Below are 25,539 nucleotides of genomic sequence, written 5' to 3' on the forward strand. Positions count from 1 at the left end.
CTTATGTCATCGAACAGAGGGAAATCACTGAGTAGAACCGGCGTTATTACAGCCATCACGATCGGCAACGCACTGGAGTTCTTCGACTTTACTGTCTACGGATTTTTGGCAATCACCATCGGACGGCTGTTTTTTCCGATGGAGGATTCATACAGCCAACTATTGCTTGCTGTCGGAAGTTTTGGCGTTGGGTTCATCATGCGCCCGATCGGCGCCGTGGTCATCGGCGTTTTCGCGGATCGCGCCGGTCGAAAGCGAGCCATGACGCTGACGGTCTTTCTCATGGCGTTGGGTTGTCTCGTGATTGCCATTGCACCTACTTATGCGCAGGTTGGCATCGGAGGGGCGCTCATGATCGTTGCCGGGCGATTGATTCAGGGTTTCTCCGCGGGCGGTGAATTCGGTGCATCGACGACTTTGCTTGCAGAACATTCAACACCGGCCAACCGCGGCTATATGGCGAGCTGGCAATTGGCGAGTCAGGGGCTTGGAATTCTGACGGGGGCGTTGATTGTTGGTCTGTTGACTTATTCGCTCGACTCGAAATCGATGTCCAGTTGGGGGTGGCGCATTCCCTTCATCGTGGGGCTCTTGATTGCTCCGATCGGCATGTATATCCGACGCCGGCTGAATGAGTCACTGCACGTGTCGCAACTCTCCCGTTCGGACGAAACACGCCAGAAGCGAAAAGGAAGTCTTCATCTGTTGCTTCGCGATCATTGGAGTACCGTCGTATTCGCCATCTTCAACGTTATCGGAACGACGACGGCCGCGTATGTCACGACCTTCTATTTGCCGACTTACGCCATCAAGGAGTTGCACATTGCGCCGACGGTGGCATTGACCGGCGCTGCGTTGACCGGACTGGTGACGTTTGTGCTGTCCCCAATCGTCGGTCGCTGGTCCGATAAGGTCGGACGAAAGCGCCTGATCCTGGTGTCGCGTCTTTTACTGATCGTTCTGGTGTTTCCCGCGTTCCTCTGGCTGACGGAGTGGCGTACGCCGATGGCACTACTGAGCGTGCTGGTGATTCTGAGCGCTCTTCTGGTGATTCAGGGCGTGCCCGGCATCGTCATGCTGCCGGAAATGTTCCCGATGCACGTGAGGGCGACGGGGATTTCCGTGACGTACAGCGTCGGGGTGGCCGTGTTCGGCGGATTCGCACCGCTTGCCAACGCATGGCTCGTCTCAGCGCTCAATACAACGCTGGCGCCGGCCTGGTACCTCGGCGTCATGACCCTCATTTCCCTATACGGCCTCCATTACCTGAAGGACCACACCGGGACTGATATCGACAAAGGGAACGAAGGCGCCTTCAATCGCACCACGGCTCAACAGGAAAGAGAATGGAACATCTCGCGGTAACCCCATACTTCTCCGGAAGTTACGCCGAGGCGCGCAACAAGTTTCTGAACGTAGCCAATGCTCAGGGCGCGCAGGTCGAGTCTTATCCGCTGGCAGGCTATATCGGCTTGCTCGGCGAGGAACTGGCCATCGACGTGGCTTATCTCGGACGGCGCGACGCGAAGCATCTCCTGATCGTCTCGTCGGGAACCCACGGTCCCGAGGGGTTTGCCGGCTCGGGTTGTCAGGTCGCGATGTTGCAGGATCAAGCTTTGATTCAGAAGCTCGAAACGTCGGACATCGGAGTCTTGCTGATCCACGCGTTGAATCCCTACGGATTCTCGTACTTGCAACGTCATAACCAGGACAACGTCGACCTGAATCGCAATCACATCGATTTCAACGATCCGTTGCCAGTGAACGCAGATTACTCCAAGGTTCACAAGCTCGTCATTCCGGATACCTGGCCGCCTAGCGATGCTGTGGAAGCGGAAGTGAGGTTGTACATCGAGAACCATGGCGAACTGGCGTTCCGACGCGCCGTGACCTCGGGGCAGTATTCCGTCCCCGGGGGGATGTTCTACGGAGGTACCGAACCAACTTGGAATAACGTGCAGTTGCGCGCCATTCTTCGCCAATACGCGGCACGGTCGCAGCGTGTCGGGTGGATCGATATTCACACCGGACTGGGCCCCTTCGGTCATGGCGAAAAGATCTATGCGGGACGTGAGAATCCGGTCGACGTAGAACGCGCACGCCGCTGGTGGGGGGCTGACGTGTTCGCACCGTTCGAGGGTGACTCTATATCGCCGCAAGTATCGGGTTCGGTGGTCTCGACCATTTACGACGAATGCTCGAACGCCGAGGCAGTGCTGATGGGGCTCGAATTCGGTACACGGCCCATGTCGGAAACAATGTATCAACTCAGGGCTTCGCAGTGGTTCCTCGAGCGGCCCGAGCTATCTCAAGCCGAAGCGTTGTTCGACGTCCGGCAGAAAATCCGGGACTCGTTCTACTGCGACAGCGATCTATGGAAGGGCATGGTCTGGGGGCAGACCAGGACCATCGTGCTTCAGACACTGACCTCGCTGGCAGACGCATAACGTCTGACCCATTAGCCGGGTGGTGCGCGGCGATTTATGGTTGCCGTATTTTTTAGAGAAAAATACAAATATTAATTAGAAATACTAATAAATTGGAGGCTTGAGAATGAAGAAAATGGCTTGTGCGGGATTGTTGCTGTCTGCGCTCAGCGCGGGCGCGCATGCCCAAAGTGGGGTCACGCTTTACGGTCTCATCTCGTCGGGCGTGTCGTACATCAGTAATACAAACGGTTCGAGTGCCGTCAAGCTCGACAGTGGCGTCAACCAGGTGAACCGCTTCGGGTTAAGGGGCACGGAAGATCTCGGTGGCGGTCTTCGCGCGGTATTCAATCTGGAAAGTGGCTTCGATCTGGGCAGCGGGAAGCTCAACAACGGCGGCGCGTTGTTCGGCCGTCGGGCCAACGTGGGGTTGTCGAGCGACACCTACGGTACGTTGACATTGGGTCGTGATTACGACTTCATCTACGACTACGTTTCGTTTTATACGAACGTGGCTCAGTTCGCGCCGTCCTACTCATTCCACCTGTCGTACGACATCGATCGATACGCAGGGGAGCCGATGAGCAATACGATCAAGTACCAATCGCCGAAGATCGGCGGCGTGTCGGTCGGCCTCATGTACGGCTTCAGTAACGTGCCTGGGCAGTTTGCTGGTGCGCCGGGCAATCCACGTTTTTATAGTGCCGGCTTCTCTTACGATCCGGGGCGCGGTGCCCCGTTCACCTTCGCCGGCGCGTTCACCAAGACGGATGGGCTCGGTGGAACGCTCGCGCAGATTGTCTTGAATGCGCCGACGATCGAAACGGCGGCCTTCGGTGCACGGGCGGTATTCGGCGCAGCTTCAGTCAATGCCAACTACTCATACACGAATGCTACGACCGTGACCGGGGCCGCAATTATTACGCGGATATACGAAGCCGGCTTCCTCTATCAGTTCACCCCGGCCTTCAGTACCGGTGTGGGCTACACCTTCATCGACCAGAACATCGGCAAGTACCACATGGTGAGCGCCGGCGCGGATTACCGCTTTACCAAGCGGACCGACGTCTATCTGATGGGGACTTGGCAACATGCGTTCGCAGGAGCGAAGCAGGCCGGCAACTTCGTTGTCGTGACGCCGGGCACGACCAACGGGTACTCGTCCACGCCGAACCAGTTGGCAGTGCAGCTCGGGATCCGTCACCTGTTTTGAGCGTCGACTGCAAGCTCACGCGCCGCCTGTTCGAGACAACGTATGAACAGCCCGTCGCCCTCGGCAGGCGGGCGCCCCCTGAGCCAGATATATCCCACTGGGCGCACCAGTCGTGGTAGCCGGACGGGTAGCACCGTGACGGTCTGCGTCGCAGCGTATATCGCGGCAAGCGAGGCCGGAAGGGTAGCGACGGCGAAACTGTTCTGGACGTAGTTCAGCGTAACGTTCAGCGACAGGCTCTCGATGAAATTCGTCGGCGGATCGACGCCGTACGCGGCGAACGCCACGAGCAGCGGCTGTCGTAGGAGTGAATCGTGAGGTGGCAGCACCCACGGGTATTGGGCCAATTCGGCCCAATCCGGCGGCTTCTTTTGCACCGCCAAAGGATGTTCCGAGCGAGTGACCAGCACAGTCGCGTCGTCAAAGAGCGGGGCCTCCGCGAGGTCGATCCCCATTTGCTTGGTGGGCAGTGTGCCGACGATCAGATCGAGATGGCCCAGACGTAACTCATTGAGCAGTACATCCATTGTCGACTCCCGTACCGAGATAGACGATTTGGGAGAGGTCGTCTTGAAGAGCGTCAGCGCCTTCGGGACAAGCCACGACGCGCTCGCGGGCAACGCCCCGACACGAAGCTTGCGTGAGGTGCCGGTCGCCAGTGCGTGCAATTCTTCACCAGCCTCGGAAAGGTCCTGAAGGATCTTGCGCGCATGTCGAATGAGTCCCTCGCCGTAAGCCGTGGGGCGCAAACCTCTTCCCGTGCGCTCGAAGATCTGATGCCCCAGTCCATTCTGCAATTCGGCCATGGCCTTGGAGAGTGCTGGCTGCGTGACGTTCATGTAGGCGGCCACCTTTCCCTGATTCCGCAAGTCATCAAGCGCCACGAGCATTTGCAGATGACGAAGTTTCAGTCCAGCTCTGATGTACCAATCAAGCTTTGCCACGGAGCCTCAGTGATATATGAATTTAGGAGTTTCAATGACGAAAAGTAGCCATGAATATCCAGATATTTAGGGGATTTTCCCTACCTGATTTAACTAAATAATCATATCAGACAAACGAATACTCAATGGTAATTCTGTGGGGGCGGCGTACGATTCCCCTTCAACAGGACGTGCGTTTTCGAATGGAGTCAGTACATGAAAGTCATCATCGTTGGGGGTGGGATCGGGGGGCTGTCTGCCGCGTTGAGTCTGCACGCCGCCGGCATTGAAGCCGAAGTTTTCGAGGCAGCGCCGAACATCACGGCGCTGGGGTTAGGCATCCATCTTCAACCTAACGCCGTGCGGGAACTGACCGAGCTAGGACTCGGCGAAGCGCTGGACCGTCAGGCTGTGCCGATCGAAGAGCTCGCCTTTTATAGCAAGCGCGGCCAGCGCATCTGGAGCGAGCCGCGCGGCCGTTTGGCCGGGTACCGCTGGCCGCAATACGCGATCAACCGCGGCACGCTCCAGATGATTCTGCTCGAAGCCACGCAGTCCCGGCTAGGGGGCGACGCCGTTCACCCCGGACACAAACTGGCCGCCTTCGAGCAGGATGAGGCCGGCGTCATCGCTCACTTCGTCGATAGCCAGACCGGTGTACCGCTAGCGTCGGTGCGCGGGGATGTCCTCATTGGCGCCGACGGCATTCACTCAGTCGTTCGCAAACACTTCTACCCCGACCAGACCCTGCGCTTCGGTGGCCAGTTGATGTGGCGCTGTGCTGTGCCGGCCAACCCATTCCTCACTGGCAGGACCATGATCATCGCCGGGCATCGCAACCAGAAGCTGGTGTGTTACCCGATGCTGCCGCTCCCGGATGGGCGCGTGATGCTCAACTGGATTACCGAGCTGGGCCAGAGCGGCGACGGTCCGCCGCGTGAGGAGTGGAACCGCAAGGTCGATCCGGCCAACTTTGCGCACGCGTTCGAATCGTGGCATTTCGATTGGCTCGACGTGCCGTCCTTGATTGCTGCGGGCGTCGAAGTCTTCGAATTCCCAAAGGTCGACCGGGACCCGGTCGATCGCTGGACGTTCGGGCGGATTTCGCTGCTGGGCGACGCCGCCCACCCGATGCACCCGGTCGGTTCGCAGGCTGGATCTCAGGCTGTGGTGGACGCTCGCTCGCTGGCGTTCCATCTCGCCGCTTGCCGCGACGATCCGCAAGAAGGCCTGTGCCGCTATGAAGCGGAGCGACTGCCCCCGATGCGTGAAATCGCCCTCCAGAACCGAACGCTCGGTCCGGAGATGGTCATGGAGATCGTCGAGGAACGGGCGCCACAGGGTTTTTCGAACATTCACGACGTGCTGAGCGCTGAGGAGTTGCAGGAGCGGGCCGACGCTTTTAAGCGCATGGCCGGTTTCGCCGTCGAGGCCCTGAACCGCCGTCAATCGTACACGGTGAACCCGGCCACCATTGGCTGACGCCGCCGCAATCACATACTAGAAAGGAGACATCATGTTTGGAAATTCGGCGTTCTCTCGCCAATGCTCCGGTCCCGTGCGCTGGGTCGTCGCTCTGACATTTACCATGACCGCGATGCACGGTGCATGGGCACAGGTCGTAACGAAGATCGGTTTCGAAGCCGGCCTGACCGGCCCGGCTGCGGCCGACGGAAATTCGGCACTGGCTGCTGCCAAGCTCGCCATCGAGCAGACGAACGCCGCAGGCGGCGTGAATGGAAAGAAGCTCGAACTGGTCGTGATGGACGACCAGGGCAAGCCGGAGCAGGCTGTCCCGGGCGCTAACCGACTTGTGGGCGATGGTGTTCGCGCTGTCGTCTCTGCTGGCTTCTCGGGGCCGTCCCGTGCTGCTGCGCCGGTCTTCCAGAAGGCACAGATTCCGTATCTCGCTTCCGTGGCATTCGCCCCGGAAATCACGCGAACGGGCGAATACATCTTCCGTGTCACGAGCGTAGGTGAGGTGCAGGGCCGGGCGGCCGCCAAAGTGATCGGCAGCGCCTTGCACAAGAAGCGCGTAGTGCTGCTCACGATCAAGACCGATTTCGGCAAGACGCTTGCTGCGGGCTTCAAGCAGGCTGCGCCGAAGTTCGGCATCGATCTCGTGAAGGAATACGAATACGCGCCGAGCGATCGTCAGTTCGGCCCGCTGATCGCTTCGATCAAGGCGGACAACCCGGAAGTCATCTACGTCACCGGTTTCTACTTCACGGCAGGCCCGTTTGTCGCGCAACTGCGCAGCGCCGGTGTGAAGGCCGATATCGTGGGCGCGGAGTCGCTCAGCTCGCAGCAGTACATCGACATTGCGGGCAAGGCCGCCGAGGGCACGGTCATCACTAACGTCATCGACTGGGGTTCGCACCAGCCTGAGATCGTCGATTTCCTGAAGGCCTACGAAGCGAAGACCAACAGTAAGGCCGAAGCCGTGTCAGCGTCCACGCATGCCGCCGTGATGATGCTGGTGGCCGCGATGCGAAAGGCCCAGTCGGACGACCCCGCGAAGATCCGCACCGCTCTGGAAAACACCGAGGCGATGACCGCGATCGGGAGCATCAGCTTCAACAAGCTGCATGAGGTGAAAAAGGGCTTTCCTCTGAGCATCGTTCGTGACGGCAAGTGGCAAAGTTTCGGCGGCGTGTACGACCCTGTGCTGTTGGCACCGCCTGAGCAATAACGCGAGAACGAATTGGGAGTCGATATGAGTTTGATACTCAATTTGACCGCGCAAGGCCTGATCAACGGTGCCATCTACGCCCTGATTGCCATCGGCCTAGCGATGGTGTTCGGATTGCTGCGGGTATTGCACATTGCACACGCCGGTCTCTTTGCGCTGGGCGGTTATCTTGGCCTGGTCATTACCAATTTCACCGGCAACTTTGCGCTCGGGCTTATCGGTTCGATGATCGTGGTGGCGGCTTGCGGCATGGTGATGTACCGGATGTGCTACGAGCCGATCCTCGACCGGCCGCCGTACGTGCCGCTGATCGCCTCGGTAGGCATGTTCCTCGCCATCGAGGAGGTCCTGCGCCTCGTGTTCGGCGACTATGGTCTGTCGTACCACGTGCCGCCGCTTAGTGGCGTCATCAATGTGGCGGGCATGCAGATCAAATATGCCGAACTGGCGGTGCTCGTCATGGCGGTCGTGCTGCTGGGCGCACTCGGGCTGTTCGCCACCCGGACCCGTATGGGCATGGCGTGGCGTGCAACGGTGAGCGAGCCGCATATGGCGGCATCGTGCGGTATCAGCCTGCGTCAGGTGCGTTATCTGAACTTCGCGATCGGTTCCGCATTTGCCGCAGCCGCCGGCGTCATGGTCGGTGTGCTCAACAATCTCGTGGAGCCGTCAATGGGCGCGGTGCCCAGCTACAAGGCACTGGCGATCATCGTTGTCGGCGGGCTGGGAAGCACGGGCGGCACGCTCGCCGCGTCGCTCCTGCTCGGATTGGTCGAAGCGTTCGGGGCGACCTATCTCTCCAATGTGCTCGACCGCGACAGCATCGCGTTTGCGGCCATGCTTTGCGTCCTCCTGGTCAAGCCGGACGGACTGTTTTCCAGCACCAACCGCCGGCGCTCGCTGTTGGCGCTACTGCAACTGAAGGGAGCTGCGCAATGGGCGCTTACGAAACGACCCTCGTAACGTTGATCGCGATCAACGTCATCCTCGCCCTGAGTTTGAATCTGATTTCGGGGCTGTGCGGGCAAGTCAGTCTGGGGCATGCAGCGTTCTTTGGCGTCGGTGCTTACACGACAGCACTCATGGCCAAGGCCGGTATCAGTCTGACGCTGACGCTGCCCAGCTCGGCAATCACGGCCGGCATCGTGGGATTGGTAGTAGGGCTGTGCAGTCTGCGAGTGCGCGATGACTTTCTCGCCATCGCCACGATGGCCGCGGGCTTCCTCTTTCTAGGCATCGTACGAACGAGCGATACGCTTGGCGGAGAAATCGGCATCTCGCAGATTCCGGACGCCGGACTGGGCACCGTTTTCCCGTACTTCGTCATCGGCTGTGCCGTGCTGATTGCCATCCTGTGCGGTGTGGTCAAACGAAGTTGGCTCGGTTATGCCTTCGAAGCGGTCAGCGCCGACGAAATCGCCGCCCGCAGCATCGGCATCGACACGCCGAAGTACAAACTTGCCGCCTTTATGCTCGGCACAGGGCTGGCCGGCATCGCAGGCAGTTTGTATGCCTACTATCTCGGGGCGATCGGCACCGAAGCATTCGGCTTCCCCGTATCGGTCATGATTCTCGCGATGGTGGTCATCGGCGGCATGGGCTCCCTCTGGGGCAGCATTCTGGCGGCGGCACTCCTGACATTGCTCCCGGAATGGTTCCGCGCCATCAACGACTACAAGCTGCTGGTGTTCGGTCTGCTGCTGTTCGTGATGATGCGTTTTGTCCCCGGCGGTCTGCTGCCCTGGTTCATCGCACGCGCCCAAGGGCTGCGTGGGGAGGTGAACGCATGAGCGCCACCGACTTGCTTCACATCCGGGAGATCGGGGTTCGCTTTGGCGGTCTGGTCGCGGTCGACGGTGTTTCCTTCGATGTGCGATCCGGTGAACTCGTCGGTCTGCTCGGCCCGAACGGTGCCGGCAAGACAACTCTGCTTCGGCTGATTTCCGGCGTCGTCGCTCCGACAACCGGCGAGATCCATTTCCGTCAAGAGCGTCTCAATCGCCTCAATTCCGCGGCGCGCGCTCGGCGCGGCATTGCGATGTCGCACCAGATCGTCAGGCCGTTCCGGAACATGACGATCCTCGAGAACGTGATTCTGGCCGCCGGTTCGGACATCACGCGCTCGCCGTGGCGCGCCATGGCAAGGCTCGACCGCAAGCGTCTGCGCGAGACGGCGACGAACTGCCTGCGCATGGTGGGCATCGCCGAGCTAGCAGACAAAATGCCGTCGACGCAGCCCTTGGGCGTGCTCAAGCGGCTTGAAGTCGCCCGCGCACTGGCCACGCGCCCGCAGATGCTGTTGCTCGACGAACCACTCGCGGGCCTCGGGCACGCGGAAGCTGTGCTGCTGGCGGATCTGATTCGCGATCTGAACCGATCGGGTGTCACGATCATGCTGATCGAGCACAACATTGCCGAGGTTATGCGTATCTGCGAGCGCATCGTCGTACTGGATAACGGACACAAGATTGCCGACGGGCCGTCGGCGCAGGTCATGAGCGATCCGGTCGTGGTGGACGCCTATCTCGGGGAGGGCGCGGCAGATGCTTGAAATCGATCGCCTTAGCTGCGGTTACGGCGCCGCTGTAGTAGTGCACGAACTGTCGATGACAGTCAATCCGGGCGAGGTCGTGGCACTGATCGGACCTAATGGCGCGGGCAAGACATCGACGTTGCAATGTATCGCAGGTCACGTCCGGGCGAAGACTGGACGCGTGAGCTTCGATGGCAAAGATGTCACCACGCTGACGCCACAGGCGCGCGTGCGAGAAGGCATCGCGCTGTCGCCCGAAGGCCGGAAGCTGTTCGGCGACATGACAGTTCGCGAGAACCTGATCGTGGGCGGGTACAGCCGACCACGCGAGGTGTCGCAGAGGAACATGCGGCGCGTGCTCGATCTCTTCCCTCGCCTGGAAGAGCGATTCGAATCGCTGGGGCGTACGTTGTCCGGCGGTGAGCAACAGATGGTCGCCATCGGTCGCGCCCTCATGGCGGAGCCGCGCTTGCTCATCATCGATGAATTGTCGTTGGGTTTGATGCCGAAGAATGTGGATATCTGTTACGCCGCGCTGCATCGACTGAAACAGGAGGGGATGGCGGTGCTACTCGTCGAACAGAACTTGTCCAAGGCGCTCGACGCCTCGGATCGGGTGTACGTACTGGACTCGGGAAATCTGGCCTGGTCAGGAACGTCGGTTCAGGCGCAGGCAAACCCGGGACTGGTGGCGGCGATTCTCGGTCACGCGCCCGCGGAGCCGGCCCATAGCACACCGGAGGTGGCGTGATGGTACGGGTAACTGACGTTCTCTATGTCCGCTATCAGGTCACCGACCTGATACGCATGGAAAGCTTCCTGCGCGACTTCGGCATGTACCCCGCGGTGCCTTGCGACGGTCAGCGGCTTCTGATGCGAGGCTCCGGCGACGCCCCCTATGTCTACGAAGCCGTGCTTGGCGAAACCTGCCGGTTCCTGGGCGCGGGCCTGCAGGTGGCGTCGCGCGACGATCTCGTGCGCCTCGCGGCGCTCGATGGGTCAGGTTCGATCGAGGCGATGTCGGAGATCTCGACCGGCGGCGAGCGTGTGCGCATGCGCATGCCCGACGGTTTCGAGATCGACGCCGTTCTCTGCGCCGGCGTGCCCGGTGCGGTGCGCACGCCTCTGGACCCCGATTTCAACAGCGCGCATTCCAAGCCGCGCAAGAACGAATCGGTACGCGTCTCCCGCACGCCTTGGCCGGTCAAGCGTCTGGGCCATTTCGTGCTGCACGTCAGCGATCACGATGCGTCAGTGAACTGGTTGCGCGAACGCCTGGGATTGTTGGCGTCGGACCATCTCGGCGTGCCGGGAGAACCCGTGCGGGTGATCGGCAGTTTCCTGCGGGTGGACGGCGGCAAACATTGGGTCGACCACCATTGCATGCTCATCGTGCAGAGTCCGGAGCCCGGCGTACATCACTGCTCGTTCGAAATGGACGGACTCGATGCCGTGATGGCGGCACACGACTTTCTGCTCGAGAAGGGCTACACGCTGGATTGCGGCGTGGGGCGTCACCTGCTGGGCAGTCAGATCTTCGACTACTGGCGGGACCCGTTCGGATTCCGCATCGAGCATTACACCGATGGCGATGTCGTCAATGACGAGCATCGCGCAACGGTCTTCACAGGTACGGCGGACGAGACCACCCAATGGGGGGCCAAACCGCCAAAAGATTTCTTCGAGTGAAATCCAATCCCGAATCATCCCCTTTTAGAGCGGAATGGCACGCATGACAATTCAACGCATTACCAGCGCAGAGGTCACGGAACCCGCCCCCGGCACCTGGTCGAACTGCCTCAAGACCGGCGACACGGTCTACGTGGCGGGCCTGACGGCGCGCGACAAGCAATTGAAACCGACCGGCGGTGAGGAGTACGAGCAGGCCAGACTGATCTTCGATCGCATCCGGCACCTGGTGACGGCCGCAGGCGGCACCATGCGCGATGTCGTGAAGATCAACATCTACATGACGCGTATCGAGCACCGCGAGGAAGTCTGGCGCGCGCGCCGCGAGTTCTTCGACGGCGCATTCCCGGTGGCGACGCTGGTGGAAGTTAGCTCGCTGGCGCAGCCGGAAATCCTGGTGGAGATCGAGGCCGTTGCAGCGCTCGGTCACGGAGGTCGTCCGGTATGAGTACGAACCAGCCATCGACGCCCGTGGCCGCTTCGGCGCAACCCGCGGCGCTCGACGATTCCACACGCCACAAGCTGACGAAGGTCGGCACGGCGAACGTGGCCAACGCACTGCTCAAGCGTGGGTTCCGGAACGTCTATCTGCTGGGGCTGAGCCCTGTGTCGGAAGGGCAGGAGCGTATGGTCGGCCCGGCCTATACGCTGCGGTTCATGCCGTCGCGCGAAGACATCGATACGATGGCCAACTACGGCCGCAGCGACAACCTGCATCGGCGCGCGGTCGAAGAGTGCCCGCCAGGACACGTGCTCGTGATCGACACGGGCGGCTGCGTGCGCTCCGCGGCGGCTGGCGACCTCATGGCGCTGCGCATGCGCCAGCGGCAGGTTGCGGGCGTAGTGACCGACGGCGGCTTTCGCGACACGCCGGCCGTGCGCGATACCGGACTGCCAGCCTATCAGCGCCAGTCCGCACCGCCGGCGACGCCGATCGCCATGCATCCCGTGGAACTTAATGGCCCGGTCGGTTGTGCCGGCGTCGCCATCTATCCGGGTGACGTGCTCGTCGGGGACGCCGAAGGTGTCGTCGTGATTCCCCGTAATCTCGTCGAAGAGATCGCCGACGAGGCCGTGGACGCAGTGGAGTACGAAGAATTCGCCGCGCAGAACATCGCCATGGGCCGATCGATCTTCGGGCTCTTTCCCGCAACGCCGGAGAGCCGGCAGGAATACGACCGCTGGGTGTTGGCCGGGCGTCCATCTTTGGAGGTGTCGCAATGAATACGTCAGGTGATATGTCGCTGAAGTCGCTCGAAGTTCTGCTGCATTCGCAGGACCTCGATCCGCAGAAGTGGATCGATTTCCCAGAGTACGGATTCCGTCAGTACTTTCTCTGGAAGAACGAACAGACGGGCGCGAGCATTGCGTTGCTGGAGTACCAGAAGGGCGGCCGCATTCCCGTGAAGCACTCCCACGCTTCGAATCAGTTCATGTATTGCCTCGAAGGGGAGTACGAATACACGGATTCGAAGCTGCGTCTGGTGCCGGGGTCTTTCTACATGAATCCGAAGGATCACCCGCACGGCCCGACGATCGCACATGAATTCAGCCGTCTCATTGAGATTTACGACGGCCCGCATTACTACGAGAAGCCGGTGTTTCACACCGACGAGACTATCGGCGACATGTTGGCCAAGAAGGCCTGAGGAGTTTCACGCAATGTTCGACATTCGCGAAGTACTAACCGGGCTGGGCCTGAGCGCCCGTCATCCGGGTTCCCATAGCAGCGCCACGGGCTGGCTCGGTGCCGACGCCACGGTGCATATCGATGCCATCAACCCAAGCACCGGCGAGACGACGGCGCAACTCGGCGGCGCTACGGAGCAGGACTACGAGCGCATCGCCGCTGCGGCGCTCGAGGCGCATCGTACCTGGCGTATGGTGCCGCCGCCGCGTCGCGGCGAGCTGATGACGCGCATCGGCGAGCTGTGTGCGCAGCACCACGACCTGCTCGGGCGCATTGTCGCCATCGACACCGGCAAGTCGGTGGCCGAGGGTAAGGGCGAGGTCAAGGAAGTGATCGACATGGCGCGTCTCGCCGCGGGCCAGTCGCGCATGCTTTACGGCTTCACGCAGCAGTCGCAGCGCGCCCGCCACCGGATGTACGACCAATGGCTGCCGCTGGGCGTCGTCGGCATTATCTCGGCCTACAACTTTCCTGCCGCGGTCTGGGCGCAGAACGGTTTCCTCGCGGCCATCGGCGGCAACACCGTCATCTGGAAGCCGAGCCCCAAGGTGCCGCTCACGGCACTGGCCCTGCAACGGATCGCCGAACAGGCGATGCAGGAGCTCGACATGCCCGGCGTGTTTTCGCTGTACCTGCCGGAAAGCGACAAGGCTGCGGGGCGTCTGGTCGAAGATCCGCGCATCTCGATGATCTCGTTCACGGGCTCGACGCGCGTGGGCAAGTGGGTGGCCGAGACCGTGGGTCAGACGCTGGGCCGTCGCTACATGCTGGAGTGCTCTGGGAATAACGGCTGCATCGTCGACGAGACGGCCGATCTGAACCTCGCTGCCCGATCGATCACGTTCGGCGTGGTGGGAACGACCGGCCAGCGTTGCACTAGCACGCGCCGCGTCATCGTGCATCGCAGCGTCGCCAAGGCGTTCACCGAGAAGCTGGCGCAGTGCTTTGCGCAGATCAAGGTGGGCGATCCGCGCGAAGAGGGCGCACTCGTCGGTCCGCTGATCGACAAGGCGGCCGTGGGCCATTTCGAGCAGGCCGTCGCGCAGGCGCAGCAACTCGGGGCGAAGGTCGTGTTCGGCGGCAAGCGCATCGATCGTCCGGGCTGGTATGTCGAGCCGACCATCATTGCAAACGCACGCAATGAATGGCCTTGCCTCCAGCACGAGACGTTCGCACCGATCGTGTACGTCGTCGAATACGACACGTTCGACGAGGCGCTGGACATGCATAACGGTGTGGCCCAAGGGCTGGCGTCCGGCATTCACAGCACGCACCTCCACAACATCGAGCGTTTCCTCTCTGCGGAAGGCAGTGACTGTGGCATCGCCAAGGTCAACATGGGGACGACCGGTGCCGACGTCGGTGCGTCCTTCGGCGGCGAGAAGGAAACCGGTGGCGGCCGCACGGCCGGCTCCGACGCCTGGAAGGGGTATATGCGCCGCCAGAGTGTCTGCATCAACTGGAGCGGGGAATCGCCCTGGGACAAGTTGCTGAAGCTGGAGGGTTGAGAGATGCGTCTGTCGACTGTCATTCAGGACGGCCGTTCCCATGTGGGCGTCGTCGAAGGCGATCGCTGGTTCAGCCTGGGCACGAGCCTGCGCAACGCGCTCGAGCGGGGTATGGATGTTCAGGTACTTGCGTCGGCGGCGCTGCAGGACGGTCAGGGTGTGCCGCTGAGTCGCCTCGTCATTGCGCCGGTGGTGCCGGACCCGGTCAGCATCGTCTGTCTGGGGCTGAACTATCGCGATCACGCGAAAGAGGGCGGCCGGGACGAGCCGGACTATCCCTGGTTGTTCTTGCGCAGCGCGCGTTCGCTGGTGGCGCACGGTCAACCGGTCCGGGTTCCGCGAGTCTCGACCCATCTCGACTTCGAGGCAGAACTGGCCGTCGTCATCGGTCGGACCGTGCCGCGTGACGTGCGCATGGAAGATGCGCTCTCGTACGTGTTCGGCTACAGCCTGTTCAACGATGTTTCTGTGCGCGATTACCAGCGTCGCACACCGCAATGGACTATCGGCAAGAACTTCGACGACACCGGTGCTTTCGGCCCGGTGCTGGTGACGGCGGATGAACTCCCGCCGGGGGCGACCGGTTTGCGCATTCAGGGACGTCTTAACGGCGAAGTGGTGCAGGACGCGAACACCGACGACATGATCTTCCCCGTCGATCGCACCATCGCCCTGCTGGCCGAGTGCATGACCCTCGGTCCGGGAGATGTCCTCGTCATGGGCACCCCAAGCGGGGTCGGCCAGTCGCGCAAGCCGCCCGTGTGGCTGAAGGCGGGGGATCGCTTTGAGGTCGAGGTGGAGCGCATCGGCACGTTGACCAACGACTTACTGGCGCAGCAGCAGTAGTCGCACGAAAGCCAATTCGGCGGGCGGGAGCGGTCAACGGACCGCTCCCGCATTCCCGGAATTTCGCACAGGACTGAACGGTCTGGAGGCCCTCTTGGGGCGGGCCTGGTCGGCGCACATCGGTGCGTTGCGGATTCGTTCGTCCCTCATGTACGTGAAAACGCGGTTTGGCACCGGGCGTCGACCGTGAAAACAGGCGTGAAGACTCTTTAGGCAGGCGTGGGCGTAGCAGTTCTTAACGAAGCAATGGAAGTGATTTACCCAAGGATGGAGGAGACATCTGACATGAGTAATAAGGGGAAGTGGGTTGCGGGGGCGGCGATGTTGGCCGCGATGGGGGCAGCGGTCTTGCCGGGGTCGGCTTACGCGCAGTCGTCGGTCACGCTGTACGGCATCATCGACACCGGTGTCGAGTTCGTCAATCACATCGGCACAGCGAATTCCACCGTGATGCGTGTGCCGAGCATCACGGGCAGCATGCCGTCGCGCTGGGGATTCCGTGGTACCGAAGACATGGGCGGCGGGCTGAAGACGGTCTTCGTGCTGGAGTCGGGTTTTGCCCCTAACTCGGGAACGGCCGGGCAGGGTGGCCGGATATTCGGCCGTCAGGCGTTCGTCGGGCTGGCCAATCAATGGGGGCAGCTTTCGATCGGCCGTCAGTGGAACATGTTGTTCTGGGGGACGTTGGACTCCGACATTCTGGGACCTAACGTCTACGGGGCAGGATCGCTTGACAACTACCTGCCGAACGCTCGCGACGACAACTCGATCGCTTACAAGGGAAGCTTCAACGGCCTGAGCGTCGGTATGACGTACAGCTTCGGTCGAGATGCCGTGAACGCCGGCCCGAGCCCTTCGGGCACGAACTGTCCGGGGCAAAATCCGGCGGATTCGCGTGCGTGCCGCGAATGGTCCGCCATGCTGCAATACTCCACCGGTCAATGGGGTGTGGCCGCCGTGTACGATTCGCAGCGCGGCGGTCCCGGCGCGTTTGCGGGGCTGACCAACAGCAGCCTCACCGACAATCGGTTGTCCCTGTCGGGCTACGCCGTGTTCGGCAATGCGAAGGTCGGTCTCGGCCTTATTCACCGTAACAACGACGGCAGCACCACGCCCCGCAGCAATCTCTGGTACGGCGGGTTGTCCTACAATCTGACGCCGGCGATCACGTTGGCCGGGCAGGTGTACTACATCAACTTCAGCAACAGCCCGAACAACGCCATCATGTATGCCGTGCGTGGCTCCTACGCGTTCTCCAAGCGCACGTCGACTTACATCACCGCCGGCTACATCCAGAACCGGGGCACACTCGCGTACTCCGTGAGTGGCGGCGATACCGGCAGTTCGCCGATCCCCGGTGGCAGCCAGCTCGGTACCATGATCGGTATGAAGCACACGTTCTGAGGGCGGAAGTTCTCGGTTGATGCAAAACCCTCGGGTGGGAAGCCGCCCGAGGGTTTTTTACAGCGTGCAACGATTCCGTAATGTCATGCAGATCCGTACTGATCTGCGGTGCCGATTTCGCGATCGTACCCCTTCCATCTATATAGCAACGCAGAGCAGATCCAGGCGATCGCGAAGATCCCGACGATGGCGTAGCCGAGCAGCCCGAAATTATTGTTGAGCAGATCGATGTACCGCCAGAACGCGCCGGAGAACTGCATCGTCTGTTCGATCAGGCCGATGACCTCGATTCCGCCGATCAGGAGCGCGACGACGGTCGAGAGCAGAGTGATCGTGAGGTTGTAGTAGAGCTTGCGCAAAGGTTTTACGAACGCCCACCCGTAGGCGCTGATCATGATGATGCCGTCGGTCGTATCGATGGTCAGCATGCCGAAACCCCAGAACGGCGCCAGCGACGCGACACGTCCTGCGCTTGGGGCTGGCAGTGCCCGCCACAGGCGGTTGTCCTGCATCATGCGTTGCGCCGCAGCAGGCAGCGGCTCGAAGTAGAGCAGCCCGGCGTCGGGGACCGTGCACAACGCGTCGAGACCGCCCACGCCGATGCCCCAGGAATCGGTCGCGCCTTGCCACGCATTCGGCACGCCCAGCGTTGTCATCACGTCGGCAAAAAGGCTGCGCGCGCCATACAGGCCGAGATGGCGTGCGTCGAAGAACTGCGTGACGTACATGGCGCGAGCGACGCGACGCGGCGATGCGTGTGCGCAAACGCTTGGAGTCGCGCTCTGCAATCGGCCAACGTTGTGCCTATACGCGCGATCAGCGCCTCGGCGGCTTGCGGTTGCCCGCACAAATCGCCGAGCGCACGTGTGACCTCCCCGGCGCGATGATCCGAGTGTCTCCTGTCCTTCGTCAGCTCGGAGAGTCACGTCCTGACCAGCGCTACTGGCTCGGACGCCCGCTCGCGAGGTGATCGCTGAGTGTTTCAATGGGGACCGGGCGCAAATAGTAGTAGCCCTGAGCCAGAGGAACGCCGATGCGTTGGAGGGTTGCTGCTTGCGACGCCGTTTCCACGCCTTCGGCGACCACGGTCACGCCCAGGTCTCGGGCAAGCGAGAGAATTGCCTGGACGAACGGCATGCCGTCGCGATCGACATGTTCGACGAACTGGCGGTCTATCTTCAGAAAATCGAACTTGAATCGGCTCAGTAAATCCATGTTGCTGCTTTCCGAGCCAAAGTCGTCTGCGGCCAGCAGCATCCCGGCGTTTCTGATGCATTCCAGTGCGCGGTGCACGGGAACGCTGCTCCTCAGCAATTGCCGCTCGGTGATCTCGATCACGACGTCGTAGGTTTGCGCGTGTGCCGCGACAATCGCGACGAGTTCATCGACGGCGCCTTTGGTTGCGAGGTGCGATGGCGCCACATTGATGGTCAGGCGCCAGCGCGGGGGAAGATCGCATTGCGCGAGCTCGGCGAGCGCCCGACGAAGGACGAAGAGCGTCAGTGGGCCGATCAGATCGCTCGATTCCACTTCGTTCATGTAGGCGCCCGGACTCACGGTGCCGTAGCGGGGATGACGCCAGCGAATGAGCGCCTCGACACCCACCCAGCGCCCTGTGCCAAGGTCGGTAATCGGTTGATACACCAGATGAAACTGGTTCTTGCGTAATCCCGCCCGCACATCTTTCAATAGCCGTTGTCGAGACGAAAACGTGGTTCGCAGCATGACGAGACCCATGGCCGCCAGCGTTGCACATGCGGCGGCCGAGACAGCCAGGTAGCGCAGATATGTCGCGAGGAAGACGGTCGGGTCCGGCGTAACGGAAATGTCGAGCGGCCACTGCGCCGATGCATGCGAGATGCGTGACAGGCGTGGAATGTGCGAGCTGCGCTCAGGCACGACATCCGGCGGCAATGGCGCGAAACGTCCCTGATCGGTCAGCGACCCCGAGCCCTGAATGATCAACCGTGCACCGGCAGCCCCCATTCGTGTGGCAGTTCGCAGCACATCGGAAAAATAGACGCCTTCGAGAATGTAAAGCACGCCGCCGCCCTGCTGCGGAACGAAGAGCGTCACGACGGGAGTGTCGGCCTTGTTTCGTGTCGCCACCAGCAGATCGATCGCGGGCGCTCCCGTCGAGAGGTGGGGCGGGGTGGCGATGAGAAAGCCTGCGTCCCCGAGGGCGGAGGAGCAGGGTTCTCCGTGCGTCGGCAAAAGCGCGACCTCGCGGACATACGGAACCAGAGAGGTCTGCGAGGTGAGCGCTCTCTGGACCGAAGCGCAGGGTTTTTCCAGCATGGGCGCGAAGATACTGCTGCTGGCAATGACCGTGTCCAGAATCGAGTTCACCGTGAGCGTAAGGTCTATGGCAACGGCGTGTTCTGCATGTTCGACGGTATAAGACGCGCCCAGAAACGCGCAACCGAGCCATACGATCAAGACGGTGACAACGGAGATAACGCGTGTGCTCATTGGGCGCTCATCGATTCGTCGTCCATGGCTACGTTTTTGCCAGGGACGTAACGGGCATCCCATGCCTTGCGTCGGGGTGCGCCTGCAGCTTGAACATCGACACGGCCGATTCGAGCCGTGCGGCGTAGCCCGTGAGCGATTGCGATGCGGCTGCCGCCTGTTCGACCAGCGCGGCATTTTGCTGCGTGACGGAATCCATCTGGGTCACGGCCACCGAGATCTGCCCGATGCCCTGGCTCTGCTCGTCCGAGGCGGCTGAAATCTCGTGCATGATGCCGCTCACGCGCGACACCGCGGCGACGATCTCTCGCATCGTCTGGCCTGCCTCGTTGACGAGCGCTGCGCCTGCCGAAATGCGTGCGGCGGAGGTATCGATGAGGCGGCGAATTTCCTTCGCGGCGTCCGACGAGCGCTGCGCCAGCGAGCGCACTTCGGCCGCGACGACCGCGAAGCCCCGCCCTTGCTCGCCGGCACGCGCCGCTTCGACTGCCGCATTCAGGGCCAGGATATTGGTTTGGAAGGCGATGCCGTTGATGAGACCGATGATCTCGACGATTTTGGCCGAACTTGCCGTGATTTCGTCCATCGTGTCGACGACACGCGCCACCGTTGCGTCGCCCCGTTGGGCGATGCAGGACGCCTCTGCCGCCAACGCGTTCGCCGCTCGCGCGTTCTGTGCGTTATGACCGACCGTACTCGAGAGCTCTTCCATGCTCGATGCGGTTTGCTGCAACGACGCCGCTTGCTGCTCGGTGCGTGACGAAAGATCCAGATTGCCCGCCGAGATTTCCCGGGTCGCCGAGACCACGGCTTCACTGCCGAAGCGCACCTCCTGCACGGTTCCGTGCAGGCTGTCGTTCATGCGCTGCAACCCGGCAAGCAGTTGGGCGACTTCATCGCGACCGCAGACGTCGATGCGCGCCGACAGGTCGCCCGAGGCGATCGTGTCGACGAAGCCGACCGCTTGCGCGAGGGGTTTCGTAATCGATCGGATCAGGGCCCCGCAGGCCAGGGCGACGACCGTCAACACCGACACGGTGCCCACGATCCCCAGCCATACGGTTTGCCCGTAGGTGGATTGCGCTTGCGCATAGGTCTGTGCCGCCAGATCGACCTGCACCTGGGTGAGGGCCACGATCATCGGCGCCAGAGGATCCAGCGCTGCGCCCATCTCATTGGCGACGAAGGCTCGCAACCCATTGGTATCGTTGGCATCGAGCAGGGCCAGCAACCGGGCAGTCGCCGCATCGGCACGACGCAGCACCGGTGTCATGCGCTGGATCAAATCGACTTCACGATCGGCATGGTCGGCATCGCGAAAGTCGTGCCATTCCTTTGCGATATCCGCCTGCGCCTCCCGGATGCGTCTGATCGCTTCGCCGGGATTGATCTGCCCGTCCTGCACTTTGTGCGCGGTACCGCCAATGCGTGCCCCGTAGGCGTCTTTCACGATTCGGAGTTGGCCCAGCCGAACGACCCGATTGCTGTACATGGACTCCATCAACGCGTTGGCTGCGCGCAGATGCCATATGCCGACACCGGACACGAACGCCAGGAGCATGAGCAATCCGGCGACCAGCAGGATCAGGCGGGTTTTGATTGAAAGTCGGTTCATTGCGCGCTCTGGCGAGGTGGCGAAACGTGGCGGATGCGACCGGCAATAACGGCGGTGCAGCGATAGCGGGCCTTGCCGTTGGGCCGCATCGGCGGCGAACGGCAGGTCTCGCTACACCAGACCAACGAGCGCGTCAGTTCGAGGGCGGTTTCGCGGGTGCCGATGCGCCGACGACGTGGCACGACATCAGCTCGATGGCCTTGACGAGAGCGGAGTGATCGAGCGATTCGTCACCTTGGGCGCTCAGCAGATTGAACAACTGCGCGCAGGACGCCGTGTTCGGCAGGGCGACCCCGAGTGCGCGCGCACTGCCCAGCGCCAGTCCCAGATCCTTCTGGTGAAGCTCGACCCGGAAGCCCGGTGCGAAGGTTCGGTCGATCATGCGCTGGCCATGGACTTCAAGCACCCGCGACGACGCGAAGCCGCCCATGAGCGCCTGCCGAACGCGCGCGGGATCCGCCCCGGCTTTGGCGGCGAAAACGAGCGCTTCGCCGACGGCCTCGATGGTGAGCGCCACGATGATCTGGTTGGCTACCTTGCAGGTTTGTCCTGCGCCCACATCGCCCACGTGCGTGACGTTCTTGCCCATGGCGTCGAAGAGCGGCTTCACCCGCGCAAACGCGGCCTCACTGCCACCGACCATGATCGTCAGGGTCGCGGCCTTGGCGCCGACCTCGCCTCCCGACACGGGCGCGTCGAGATAGTCACAGCCCTGCGCGGCGATGCGTGCAGCGAAGTCCTTGGTGCGCAAGGGATCGATGGAACTCATGTCGATCACCGTTTTCCCTGCCACGAGACCGTGCGCCACACCGTCATCCCCAAAGAGGACGGATTCGACGTCCGGGGTGTCCGGCAGCATGGTGATGATCACTTCCGAGCGTTCGGCGACTTCGCGCGGCGAAGCGCATGACTCGACGTTATCGCCCGCCAGTGCCTCGGGCAGCACGCCATTGCGCTTGTAGACGAACAGCATGTGGCCTTGCGCGCGCAGATGCGCTGCCATGGGCGCGCCCATGATGCCCACGCCGATGAATCCGATCTTGCTCATGAACCTGTCTCCTGGATTGTTCTGATGAATGGGCCGATCAGTAGCGCGGCTTGACGCGTTGCCAGTCCGGCCGGAACTTGCGCATTTGCGCGACGTCGTTGCGCTCGCGGATGCCGCAGCTCAGATAACGTTCGTGCAGCGTCGCGAGCGCGTCGCGATCGAGTTCGACGCCAAGTCCCGGGGCATCGCCCACGCTCACACAGCCATCGCGGATGGCGATCTTGCCGCCCTTGACGACCTCGTCGTCCTGCCACGGGTAGTGCGTGTCGCACGCGTAGGTCAGGTTGGGGACGACGGCGGCGAGATGCGACATCGCCATGAGGCTGATGCCCAGGTGCGAGTTTGAGTGCATGGACAGGCCGAGCCCGAATGTGTCGCACATTTGCGCGAGCACCTGCGTCGCGCGCAGCCCGCCCCAGTAATGGTGATCGGACAGGACGATCTGTACGCCGTTCAGGCCGATATTGCGGCGGAATTCCTCGAAATCCGTCACGACCATGTTGGTCGCGAGAGGCAAGCCGGTCGCCGCGTGAAGTCTTGCCATGTCCTCAAGGCCCGGCGTGGGGTCTTCGTAATACTCAAGATCGCCGGCAAGCAATTCGGCCATGCGGATGCTCGTCTCCAGCGACCAGTTGGCGTTCGGATCGATGCGCAGCGGGTGGTTGGGAAATGCGCGTTTGAGCGCCTTCAGGCAGGCAACTTCATGCTCCGGGTCGAGCGCGCCGGCTTTGAGCTTGATGCTGCCGAAGCCGTACTGCTCGATCATCGTGCGTGCTTCGCCGACGAGTTGTGCTTCGCTCAGCACCTCGCCCCACGGGTCGGGCGCGTAGGAGGGATCGACGTCGTGCGCGAACTTGAAGAAGAGATAGGCAGAGAACGGAATCTGCCGGCGCACCGCGCCACCCAGCAGTTCGTGCAGCGGAACCCCGATCAATCGCGCCTGCAGGTCGAGCATTGCCACTTCGAAAGCGGAGAAGACCTTGGCGTCCGGCTTGTCGGCGTAAGCGGGCGCGTGGGTCGACGGGCTTGCGGTGCCGCCGGCTGCGCAACGCCGCAAGCCGTTCAAATCGAACGGCGACAGTCCGACGAGCGCGTCCTTCACGCGCAGCAGCGCTTCGAGGACCGGGCGATCGCCGTACGTCTCGCCCAGGCCGACGGTGCCGTCGTCGGCTTCGATCTCGATAATGGCGCGCAGTGAATACGGCTCGTGTACGCCACTGGCATTGAGCAGCGGCGGATCCTGGATGGCAATCGGGGTAACGCGTACGGCGGCGATCTTCATCGTTTTGATTTTCCTGAGAGGGGCGCGCAAGCCGTCTTTTGCGTCGTCGCGCCCCGAAGGTGGGGTGCTATGTCCTGCGTATCGTGGAGTCGCGCAGCACCAATTGCGGCTCCAGCATCGAATAGCCGTTTTCGGCGGCGCCGCTCAGGGCGTCGAGCATCTTGAGCATGGCCAACTCGCCCATCTTCTCGCTCTGCATGTCGACCGTGGTGAGGGCCGGCGAGATGTACTCACCGAACGAGACGTTATCCATGCCGGTCACGGAAATGTCCTGAGGCAGCTTGAAGCCGAGCGCCTGGGCTTCCTTCATGAAGCCCATGGCGATCAGGTCGTTGTAGCAAATGAGGGCGTCGGGGCGCTGCGGCGCGAGCATGATCGACGAGCACGCGCGCTCACCCGAGGCCGCCGATGGCATGGCCGCGTCGAAGACCGTGAGCGGGAGTTGATGCACCTCCAGGCACTCGCGTGCGCCGCGAATGCGCTCCTCGTTCCAGCGCGAGCCGGCGAAGCCGAGGTAGCCAATGCGCTTGTGGCCGAACCTGACCAGGTGCTCCGCGAGCATATAGGCGGCGCGGTAGCCATCGGTGCCGACGCTGGGCATCTCGGTGTGCGACAAACGCCCGAAGAACACCACAGGTTTGTCCAGCTTCATCATCCACTGGATCGATTCTTCGGGCATGCGCGAACTGACGATCATGCCGTCCACGCGCCTCGCGAGCGCCTCGAGTAATTGACGCTCGCGCTCCTGACTTTCTTCGGTGTCGACGAACAGCAGCGTGTAGTCGTGCTGCAACGCGATCCGGTTCGCGCCTTTGACGATGCTCGTGAAATGCGGATTGCGAATGTCGAGAATCGCCACGCCGATGGTGCGCGTCTGGCCCGTGATCATGTAGCGGGCCAGCGGATTCGACTGATAGCCGAGCCGCTCGATCGCCTCGCGCAACTTCGCCTCAACCGGCGCAGAAAAACGCTGGGAGCCATTGATGTACTTCGACACCGTCGCCGTGGAAACTCCGGCGGCAGCGGCGACATCGCGAATCGTGATCGTGCTTTTTTTCATGGCGGAAAGGAAAACGTTTAACTATGGTAGAGGAGTTTCGAATTTGCGTAAAGTCGACGAAAGTAAAACGTAAAACCTGCACCGGGAAATCTGAAGTTGCGTGCCTGCAACTCTGGTGTTTACCACGACTGCATTGGCATTTTTGGTATGTATTGCGCTGAAATTTCAAGGGTTTTCACGTAGATTCAGTGCACCTTAGAGGGCGCGCGATGCTTGTGTCAATGCTCGGATTCTCCCAGTCTTGCGTCAGTTCAGGAAAACGTTTGACATGCTGTTTTGGTGGCGGCTATAGTTTGGAAAACGTTTTCCAAGATTTGCATCGAGATACGTGAACCAACACATGGCAGACATGAAGACAGGATTCGACTTCGGGGGGAGGGTGGTCATCGTGACCGGGGCCAGCGGGGCGATTGGTCAGGCCACGGCGCGGGCGTTCCACGAGGCGGGGGCCCACGTCGTCGCGACAGGCCGCAATGAAGCTGCACTCGGAAAGCTGGCGCATGAGCTGGGCGACGGGCGCTTCGAAGTCGTGATCGGCGATATGGCCGACGCAGCGCATCGCGAGCACGTCGTCAGGACGGCGGATGCCCTGGGCGGTGCCCACATCCTCGTGAATAACGCCGGGGTGACCAAGAGCCGCAAGCCGACCGCCGATACAACGCTCGATGATTTCGACGACATCGTCGGCGTCAATTTGCGCGCGGCGTACGACCTGAGCCTCGCTGTCGTGCGGGGCTGGCTCGATCGCGGACGTGACGGCGTCATCGTCAGCGTGTCTTCTCCGGGCGCGCAACGCGCGCACAGAAACAACGCGATCTATGACATCAGCAAGGGTGGGCTGGACGCGATGACGCGCTGCCTTGCGGTGGATTTCGGGCGGTTCGGCATTCGTGCGAACGCCATTGCCCCCGGTCAGATTCCTCACTCGCACACCGAGGTGGTCGATCCGGCAGCGGCGAGCGGGTTGCCGATGGCGCGCCACGCCGATCCGCGTGAAGCCGCCATGCCGATCTTGTTTCTGGCGTCGGACAGTGCGTCGTTCATCACCGGACAGATCCTGCATGTCGATGGCGGTCTGAGCGCGCAATTGCGCACCCCGATCGGTTGAAGCCGCGGGTGGCGTTGTGAACTGAAGGGA

At 61.8% G+C, this 25,539-nt stretch carries 24 protein-coding genes; 17 read left to right on the top strand and 7 right to left on the bottom strand.

Going from position 1 to position 25,539, the window contains the following annotated elements; translation table 11 throughout:
- Positions 1–3: 3 nt before the first annotated feature.
- The 3 genes from ACIPHM_RS09290 (at position 4) to ACIPHM_RS09300 (ending at position 3,639) form a co-directional block, all read left to right on the top strand.
- Positions 4–1,365, top strand: a complete 1,362-nt coding sequence (locus ACIPHM_RS09290; RefSeq protein WP_400327165.1) for an MFS transporter — start codon at positions 4–6, stop codon at positions 1,363–1,365.
- Positions 1,347–2,447, top strand: coding sequence for a M14 family metallopeptidase (locus tag ACIPHM_RS09295; RefSeq protein WP_400327167.1), 1,101 nt, complete (start codon positions 1,347–1,349; stop codon positions 2,445–2,447). Before ACIPHM_RS09290 ends, ACIPHM_RS09295 begins: the two co-directional genes overlap by 19 nt.
- Before the next feature lie 106 nt (positions 2,448–2,553).
- Positions 2,554–3,639 carry a porin gene (locus ACIPHM_RS09300; RefSeq protein WP_400327169.1) on the top strand — a complete coding sequence of 362 codons (1,086 nt, stop codon included), beginning with the start codon at positions 2,554–2,556 and terminating at the stop codon, positions 3,637–3,639.
- On the opposite strand, the gene ACIPHM_RS09305 is transcribed toward ACIPHM_RS09300, so the two are convergent.
- A complete protein-coding gene (locus ACIPHM_RS09305) occupies positions 3,627–4,583 on the bottom strand; it encodes a LysR substrate-binding domain-containing protein (RefSeq protein WP_400327171.1) in 957 nt (318 codons plus the stop codon). The genes ACIPHM_RS09300 and ACIPHM_RS09305 overlap by 13 nt on opposite strands.
- A gap of 195 nt (positions 4,584–4,778) precedes the next feature.
- Here ACIPHM_RS09305 and ACIPHM_RS09310 point away from each other — a divergent pair, with 195 nt between their 5' ends.
- The 13 genes from ACIPHM_RS09310 to ACIPHM_RS09370 all read left to right on the top strand — a co-directional run bounded on the left by ACIPHM_RS09310 (position 4,779) and on the right by ACIPHM_RS09370 (position 16,924).
- Complete coding sequence (locus ACIPHM_RS09310; RefSeq protein WP_400327173.1) at positions 4,779–6,044, top strand: flavin-dependent oxidoreductase; 1,266 nt, start codon at positions 4,779–4,781, stop codon at positions 6,042–6,044.
- A gap of 106 nt (positions 6,045–6,150) precedes the next feature.
- The gene (locus tag ACIPHM_RS09315; protein ID WP_400327175.1) at positions 6,151–7,254 is read left to right on the top strand and encodes an ABC transporter substrate-binding protein; all 1,104 of its coding nucleotides are present in this window, start codon (positions 6,151–6,153) and stop codon (positions 7,252–7,254) included.
- A gap of 24 nt (positions 7,255–7,278) precedes the next feature.
- Positions 7,279–8,217, top strand: a complete 939-nt coding sequence (locus ACIPHM_RS09320; protein WP_400327177.1) for a branched-chain amino acid ABC transporter permease — start codon at positions 7,279–7,281, stop codon at positions 8,215–8,217.
- Positions 8,190–9,044, top strand: coding sequence for a branched-chain amino acid ABC transporter permease (locus tag ACIPHM_RS09325; protein WP_400327178.1), 855 nt, complete (start codon positions 8,190–8,192; stop codon positions 9,042–9,044). Before ACIPHM_RS09320 ends, ACIPHM_RS09325 begins: the two co-directional genes overlap by 28 nt.
- The gene (locus ACIPHM_RS09330; protein ID WP_400327180.1) at positions 9,041–9,805 is read left to right on the top strand and encodes an ABC transporter ATP-binding protein; all 765 of its coding nucleotides are present in this window, start codon (positions 9,041–9,043) and stop codon (positions 9,803–9,805) included. The genes ACIPHM_RS09325 and ACIPHM_RS09330 overlap by 4 nt, the downstream gene beginning before the upstream one ends.
- A complete protein-coding gene (locus ACIPHM_RS09335) occupies positions 9,798–10,538 on the top strand; it encodes an ABC transporter ATP-binding protein (protein ID WP_400327182.1) in 741 nt (246 codons plus the stop codon). Before ACIPHM_RS09330 ends, ACIPHM_RS09335 begins: the two co-directional genes overlap by 8 nt.
- Positions 10,538–11,476, top strand: coding sequence for a VOC family protein (locus tag ACIPHM_RS09340; protein WP_400327183.1), 939 nt, complete (start codon positions 10,538–10,540; stop codon positions 11,474–11,476). The genes ACIPHM_RS09335 and ACIPHM_RS09340 overlap by 1 nt, the downstream gene beginning before the upstream one ends.
- 43 nt (positions 11,477–11,519) lie before the next feature.
- Complete coding sequence (locus ACIPHM_RS09345) at positions 11,520–11,924, top strand: RidA family protein (protein WP_400327184.1); 405 nt, start codon at positions 11,520–11,522, stop codon at positions 11,922–11,924.
- Positions 11,921–12,700 (top strand): ribonuclease activity regulator RraA, encoded by a 780-nt coding sequence (locus tag ACIPHM_RS09350; protein WP_400327185.1) that lies wholly within the window; start codon positions 11,921–11,923, stop codon positions 12,698–12,700. The genes ACIPHM_RS09345 and ACIPHM_RS09350 overlap by 4 nt, the downstream gene beginning before the upstream one ends.
- Positions 12,697–13,125 (top strand): cupin domain-containing protein, encoded by a 429-nt coding sequence (locus tag ACIPHM_RS09355; RefSeq protein WP_400327186.1) that lies wholly within the window; start codon positions 12,697–12,699, stop codon positions 13,123–13,125. Before ACIPHM_RS09350 ends, ACIPHM_RS09355 begins: the two co-directional genes overlap by 4 nt.
- A 13-nt stretch (positions 13,126–13,138) precedes the next feature.
- Positions 13,139–14,674, top strand: coding sequence for an aldehyde dehydrogenase family protein (locus tag ACIPHM_RS09360; protein ID WP_400327188.1), 1,536 nt, complete (start codon positions 13,139–13,141; stop codon positions 14,672–14,674).
- 3 nt (positions 14,675–14,677) lie between these two features.
- Positions 14,678–15,520, top strand: a complete 843-nt coding sequence (locus tag ACIPHM_RS09365; protein ID WP_400327190.1) for a fumarylacetoacetate hydrolase family protein — start codon at positions 14,678–14,680, stop codon at positions 15,518–15,520.
- Positions 15,521–15,841: 321 nt separating this feature from the next.
- Complete coding sequence (locus ACIPHM_RS09370) at positions 15,842–16,924, top strand: porin (protein ID WP_400327492.1); 1,083 nt, start codon at positions 15,842–15,844, stop codon at positions 16,922–16,924.
- Between the two features lie 83 nt (positions 16,925–17,007).
- On the opposite strand, the gene ACIPHM_RS09375 is transcribed toward ACIPHM_RS09370, so the two are convergent.
- The 6 genes from ACIPHM_RS09375 to ACIPHM_RS09400 all read right to left on the bottom strand — a co-directional run bounded on the left by ACIPHM_RS09375 (position 17,008) and on the right by ACIPHM_RS09400 (position 24,401).
- Positions 17,008–17,652: a hypothetical protein gene (locus ACIPHM_RS09375; protein ID WP_400327192.1), complete on the bottom strand. Its 645-nt coding sequence runs from the start codon at positions 17,650–17,652 to the stop codon at positions 17,008–17,010.
- A gap of 211 nt (positions 17,653–17,863) precedes the next feature.
- Positions 17,864–19,363 (bottom strand): EAL domain-containing protein, encoded by a 1,500-nt coding sequence (locus tag ACIPHM_RS09380; RefSeq protein WP_400327193.1) that lies wholly within the window; start codon positions 19,361–19,363, stop codon positions 17,864–17,866.
- 61 nt (positions 19,364–19,424) lie between these two features.
- Positions 19,425–21,011 (bottom strand): methyl-accepting chemotaxis protein, encoded by a 1,587-nt coding sequence (locus tag ACIPHM_RS09385; protein WP_400327195.1) that lies wholly within the window; start codon positions 21,009–21,011, stop codon positions 19,425–19,427.
- A 133-nt stretch (positions 21,012–21,144) separates the two neighbouring features.
- A complete protein-coding gene (locus tag ACIPHM_RS09390) occupies positions 21,145–22,059 on the bottom strand; it encodes a 2-hydroxy-3-oxopropionate reductase (RefSeq protein ID WP_400327197.1) in 915 nt (304 codons plus the stop codon).
- Positions 22,060–22,096: 37 nt separating this feature from the next.
- On the bottom strand, positions 22,097–23,341 hold the full coding sequence (locus tag ACIPHM_RS09395) for a glucarate dehydratase family protein (protein WP_400327198.1): 1,245 nt from the start codon (positions 23,339–23,341) through the stop codon (positions 22,097–22,099).
- A gap of 67 nt (positions 23,342–23,408) precedes the next feature.
- Complete coding sequence (locus tag ACIPHM_RS09400; protein ID WP_400327200.1) at positions 23,409–24,401, bottom strand: LacI family DNA-binding transcriptional regulator; 993 nt, start codon at positions 24,399–24,401, stop codon at positions 23,409–23,411.
- 340 nt (positions 24,402–24,741) lie between these two features.
- Here ACIPHM_RS09400 and ACIPHM_RS09405 point away from each other — a divergent pair, with 340 nt between their 5' ends.
- A complete protein-coding gene (locus ACIPHM_RS09405; protein ID WP_400327202.1) occupies positions 24,742–25,509 on the top strand; it encodes an SDR family NAD(P)-dependent oxidoreductase in 768 nt (255 codons plus the stop codon).
- Positions 25,510–25,539: the final 30 nt, after the last annotated feature.

Origin of the sequence: Pandoraea sp. NPDC087047, from assembly GCF_044745225.1 — a bacterium.
Lineage (GTDB): Bacteria > Pseudomonadota > Gammaproteobacteria > Burkholderiales > Burkholderiaceae > Pandoraea.